This window comes from Mesorhizobium sp. P3_A9 (genome assembly GCF_056402975.1).
On sequence record NZ_JBFUGJ010000400.1, the window covers coordinates 1 to 5030 of the forward strand.

7 protein-coding genes are annotated in these 5030 nt (G+C 63.0%); 3 read left to right on the forward strand and 4 right to left on the reverse strand.

The genetic code is table 11. From position 1 onward, the window contains the following. Positions 1-62: 62 nt before the first annotated feature. From AC1DX0_RS30950 to AC1DX0_RS30965, 4 genes are all read right to left on the reverse strand, one after another. Entirely contained in the window at positions 63-560 is a 498-nt protein-coding gene (locus AC1DX0_RS30950) for a GAF domain-containing protein (protein ID WP_477222790.1), read from the reverse strand. A 176-nt stretch (positions 561-736) separates the two neighbouring features. Next, entirely contained in the window at positions 737-1045 is a 309-nt protein-coding gene (locus AC1DX0_RS30955) for a GYD domain-containing protein (protein WP_477222948.1), read from the reverse strand. A gap of 213 nt (positions 1046-1258) precedes the next feature. After that, complete coding sequence (locus AC1DX0_RS30960; protein ID WP_477222791.1) at positions 1259-2143, reverse strand: AraC family transcriptional regulator; 885 nt, start codon at positions 2141-2143, stop codon at positions 1259-1261. Positions 2144-2271: 128 nt separating this feature from the next. Continuing rightward, a complete protein-coding gene (locus AC1DX0_RS30965; RefSeq protein WP_477222792.1) occupies positions 2272-3156 on the reverse strand; it encodes an AraC family transcriptional regulator in 885 nt (294 codons plus the stop codon). 190 nt (positions 3157-3346) lie between these two features. On the opposite strand from AC1DX0_RS30965, the gene AC1DX0_RS30970 reads away from it, so the two are divergent. Genes AC1DX0_RS30970 through AC1DX0_RS30980 form a run of 3 tightly spaced genes read left to right on the forward strand, consistent with a single transcriptional unit; the run spans position 3347 to position 4982 of the window. Then, complete coding sequence (locus tag AC1DX0_RS30970) at positions 3347-4081, forward strand: SDR family oxidoreductase (RefSeq protein WP_477358246.1); 735 nt, start codon at positions 3347-3349, stop codon at positions 4079-4081. Positions 4082-4100: 19 nt separating this feature from the next. Then, positions 4101-4400, forward strand: a complete 300-nt coding sequence (locus AC1DX0_RS30975) for a hypothetical protein (protein ID WP_477222794.1) — start codon at positions 4101-4103, stop codon at positions 4398-4400. A 12-nt stretch (positions 4401-4412) separates the two neighbouring features. Continuing rightward, on the forward strand, positions 4413-4982 hold the full coding sequence (locus AC1DX0_RS30980; RefSeq protein WP_477222795.1) for a DNA-3-methyladenine glycosylase I: 570 nt from the start codon (positions 4413-4415) through the stop codon (positions 4980-4982). Positions 4983-5030 lie beyond the last annotated feature (48 nt).

The window sequence follows — 5030 nt, forward strand, 5'->3', positions numbered from 1 at the left end:
CGGCAGGACAGAGAGGGGCGCCGTAGAACTCGACACCGAGGCGTTATCTCAACGGCGACCGCTCAATCCTCGAACGAACTCGAGGCGGCATAGATCGCCGCCAGCGTCTCGATGCCGGCCTGGTCGGCCTTGTCGAAACGGCCGGGCAGCGGGCTGTCGAGATCGAGCACACCGAAGACACCTTCATCGTCTTCCAGAAGCACGACCAGTTCCGAGCGCGAATCGGCATCGCAGGCGATGTGGCCGGGGAAATCGTGCACGTCCTTGATCAGCATCGAAGTGCCGAGCTCGACCGCCGTCCCGCAGACGCCCTTGCCGACCGCGATGCGCACGCAGGCCGGCTTGCCCTGGAAGGGTCCCAGCACCAGTTCCTCGTCCGAGGCCAGGAAATAGAAGCCGGCCCAGTTGAGGTCGGGCACCATCTGGAAGATCAGCGCCGCGGTGTTGGCGGCGTTGGCGATCGAGTCGCCCTCGCCTTCGAGCAGCGCCTTCAATTGAGTGGCGAGGTCGCGGTAGAACGCGGCCTTGTCTGACGTGTCGATGGCCTTGGCCGCAAACATGGCTTGTCTCCGTGTTCAGAATCGCGGTTGCGTTTCAGCAAGCTCTCTGCACCAAACGACCACCGCACGATACTAGCTTGAATGCCAGTCGCCGCGAAAGTCGGAAGAAGATGCCCTGTCCGACACTCGGCAGCACGGCATCGAACCGTGCTGCCTTGATCAAGAAAGGAAGGCCATCAGCCGGCGGCTTTGTACGCGCCGGCAGCCTTGTTGGCGGCCGCGAGCACTGCCTTCATGTCGAGTTCTTCCAGTACAACCATCTCGGTCAGCGAGCCGCTCGCTCGCACCGCAAGGGACATGCCAATCCCCGCTGACTGGTCCGGCACCTCGCCATTGACAACGACGTCATAGATGCCGCGCGTGAACATCACGCTGGTCATCTTGCCGCCAACGCTTTCAAAAAGCGCCTTGACCGCAGCCTGCCTGTCCGAGCCTTGCATCAATCCTTTGGCTGCATGAGGCGCATAGTTTGCCAAGATAGTCACTTTCATGGGTATTTCCTCCAAATGTCATTGTCTCGTGCTGCTCCATAATTCGAGCGGCACGGAGTGATTTATTTTTCGGAACAATTGCAGGCGCCCTGGGACGCGTTGGCGACCAAGGGCGCGCTGCGGGCTAAATATGCGCTGAAGCTAATATAATGACAATACCGGACACACCGTCCGCTTCTCGCGATCGGAAGGGACAGCTCGCTATTGCTATTTGAGAGGCAGAAAGAGTTCAACGACCACTTCGTGCAGCGGCCCTTCCGCGACGAGGGACAGGTGTCGTTGGCAATAGACCGGAAAGTCGCGCACTTCCTCGCCGCTGGCCGGAAGCCATTCACGATAGAGGTAAAGTGCTGCCGGCTCGAGATTGTTGGTGTTGCCGGGGTAGCGCAGCACCGCGCAGCGTCCGCCGGGAATGACGCCAGCCTTCATCTGCCCGTCATTCGAATCTATCGGCTGATCGGTGCCGACGCAAATGTCCATGCTGTAGTCGGCCGCGATCGCAGGCTCCCGCTCAGAACGGAAGATGTTGAAGGTCGGGCTTGTCTCGGGCGACAGACCGTGGGCTTTGCGCCAGACGATGAACCGCTGGATGGTGTCCTGGAGCGTCGCCCGATCGCCGCGATGCTCCATAACAGCCACCGGTGTGGGCGGCACATCGCGGATCATCACGTCGTCGGGTTCGAAGATTATCTGCATGAGCGTGTTCCTTGCTTTGTCGAAAGGCCCGAAGGCCATGAGCCACGCTCCCCAGTCGGGAGATTTCCGGAACGACGAAGGCGATTGTCCGAACCGTTGCCGGAAGGCGCGGGCGAAGGCATCCGGGGCGTCGTAACCGGCATCCATCGCAATATCGGTGACGCTTTCGGCGTCGCTTCCGGCAAGCCTGTACGAAGCGCGCTTCAAGCGGGCAAGCTGGACGTAGCGGTGCACGGACACCCCGAAGGTTGACGTGAACTGCCGGTGGAAATGGTATTTCGAGAACGCCGCGACGCCGCTCAACGCTTCCAGATCCAGATCGTCATCCAGATGCTGGTCTATGTGGTCCAGCACCCGCCGCATCCGGGCATGGTAGTTTTCAAGTGCCGCCTTCAACGTCCCGTCCTCCGTGGCGACCCAGTTAGGCGCTGCCAGACATGACACGCTCGACCGATCTTGCGGTTTGACGTGGGATCAACCGGTGCTCGCCAGCGGCCTCTTGCAGGTGCCGGATGTCCGTGATCCTACCGGCTTCCCACCACATCGCGCAGCGGCGGGCGGCCGTAGAGCCGGCTGTATTCGCGGCTGAACTGCGACGGGCTCTGATAGCCGACGCTGTAGCCGGCCGAGCCGACATCCAGGCGCTCGGTCAACATCAACCGCCGCGCTTCGTAGAGGCGCAGTTGCTTCTGGTACTGCATCGGCGTCATTGCCGTCACCGCCTTGAAGTGATGATGCAGCGAGGACGCGCTCATGCCGACATGCTGTGCCAGTTCCTCGATACGCAATGGCCGCGTGAAATTCAGCCGCAGCCATGCGATCGCCTGGGCGACCCGGTTGGTCGGTGTTTCCAGCATGGCGATCTGCAGCAGTGCGGGACCGAACGGACCGGTCGCCACGCGATAAAGGATTTCCTGCTCGATCAATGGTGCCATGGCGGGAATATCCCGTGGCCGGTCCAGCAGGCGCAGCAGCCGCACGACAGCATCGAGCAAGTCAGGCGGCGCCTTGTTGACCGCCACCGCGCGCATGTCGTGCGGGGCGGCCGGCGCCATGCCGATGCGGCCGAACAGGTCCTTCAGCCGCTCCGGCTCGATCCTGAGACCAAGCCCAAGGTTCGGCACCTGCGGGCTCGCCTCCGTCACCCGCGACACGACCGGCAGGTCGAGCGACACGACCAGATAATCGCCAACGCCATAGGTATGGAGTTCCGACCCGAGTGCCAGGCTTTTGGCACCCTGCACGACCAGCGCGAAGCACGGCCATTGCGCGGTGTAGACGCTTTTGTCGGCCGAGGAACGCCGGCTGAAGAACAAGGTGTCGATCGCCGTCGCGCACTCTTCGTCCTCACCCGTGAAGCGGGCGATGATCGACGCCATCTCGCCATAAGGGCCGTGTGCAGTCGTCAAATGGCACCTGAAGTCTTCGAAATCATCATGACGTCGATCATATCCGATCCTGCAATCCCGGCCAGCGGCGACAGCGGATCTTTGCAGGATCATGCATGAATCTTGCAGGATCGCGATAACGCCCGGCGACCGCCCGTCGCATAACGCCACCATCGGGAGCTTGCCTCCCAACCAACAGGCGGAGCCTCTCATGACAAGTTCACCCGGCAAGGTCGTGCTGATCACCGGCGCCTCGAGCGGCATCGGCGCAGCCACGGCCCGCCACCTCGCGGCAAGCGGCCACAGCATCGTGCTCGGCGCCCGGCGCACCGACCGCATCACGGCGATAGCGCAAGACATCGAATTGGCCGGCGGCCAGGCATTTTCCCGAGAACTCGATGTCACCGACCTCGACAGCGTCAAGGCCTTCGTCGCCGCCGCTCATGAGCGCCATGGCCGGGTCGACGTCCTGGTCAACAATGCCGGCGTGATGCCGCTGTCGTTCATGGCGGAACTCCGCGTCGATGACTGGAACCGCATGATCGATGTCAATCTGCGTGGCGTGCTCAACGGCATCGCCGCCGTGCTGCCGGTCATGACTGAACAGAAATCCGGCCACATCGTCAACGTCGCCTCGGTCTCGGGCCACCGGGTCGACCCCACCGCCGCCGTCTACAGCGCCACCAAATTCGCCGTCAGGGCGCTGTCGGAAGGGCTGCGCCAGGAAAGCCGGGACCTGCGGGTAACGGTGGTCAGCCCTGGCCTCACCCGCACCGAGCTGTTCGACGGCATCGCCAACCCGCAGGTCGAGGCCGGCGCCCGTGCCATGCTGGATGTTGCCTCCATCCCGCCCGGTGCGATTGCCGAAGCGATCGGCTTTGCCATCGGCCAGCCTGATGGCGTCGACGTCAACGAACTGGTCGTGCGCCCGACGGCGCAAGGCTGAGCACCAACGGAGAGATGACATGACCGAAGCGATCGAAGTGACGACCTTCCGGCTGAACGGCCAGATCTGCGCCGAGTTCATTGCCGCCAACGCCGATATCGACGCCTGGCTGAAACGTCAGCCGGGTTTCCTGTCGCGCCGCATCGCCGAGCGCGACGACGGCACCATTGTCGACGTGCTGATCTGGGGGTCAGCCGAGGCGGGCCGCAAGGCGGCAGGCGGCGTTATGACCGAGATGGGCCACTCGCCGGTGCACGCCATGATCGACCAGCGAACCGTGGACTGGACCGTGGCGCCGGTTCGCCACACTATCGCCTGACGGAGGATCGAGATGGACATTCACGCACATCATCGCTGCGGTTGGGCCGAAGGCGACCCGCTGATGCGCGCCTATCACGACGAGGAATGGGGCGTTCCGCAGCATGACGCCCGCATGCTGTGGGAAATGCTGATGCTGGAAGGGTTTCAGGCCGGCCTCGCCTGGATCATCGTGCTCAGGAAGCGCGACGCCTTTCGCGCCGGCTTCGCCGGTTTCGATCCAAAGAAAGTCGCGCGCTTCGGCCCGGCCGATATCGAGCGGCTGATGGCCGATCCCGGCATCGTGCGCGCCCGCGCCAAGATCGAAGCGACGATCCGCGGCGCGCAGATCTTCTGCGAGATGGCGGAGCGCGGCGAGAGTTTCGCCGACTTCTGCTGGTCCTTCACCGATGGCAAGGTGGTGGAAAACGACGGCCACGGCTTCATCGCCTCATCGCCACTCTCCGAACGGATTTCCAAGGAGATGAAACGGCGCGGCTTCAAATTCGTCGGCCCGACCATCGTCTACGCCTGGATGCAGGCCGTCGGCATCGTCAACGACCACGCCACCGGTTGTTTCAGGCGATCGCAAGTCCAGCTTTGATCCGGTGTCGGTGCCTTACATCGGGCGTTTGGGCTCGCTCTTTGGTGG

Excerpts from the sequence above, each read along its gene's own strand:
- AC1DX0_RS30950 (WP_477222790.1), bottom strand. The coding sequence starts at position 560 with ATGTTTGCGGCCAAGGCCATCGACACGTCAGACAAGGCCGCGTTCTAC.
- AC1DX0_RS30970 (WP_477358246.1), top strand. The coding sequence starts at position 3,347 with ATGACAAGTTCACCCGGCAAGGTCGTGCTGATCACCGGCGCCTCGAGC.
- AC1DX0_RS30975 (WP_477222794.1), top strand. The coding sequence starts at position 4,101 with ATGACCGAAGCGATCGAAGTGACGACCTTCCGGCTGAACGGCCAGATC.
- AC1DX0_RS30980 (WP_477222795.1), top strand. The coding sequence starts at position 4,413 with ATGGACATTCACGCACATCATCGCTGCGGTTGGGCCGAAGGCGACCCG.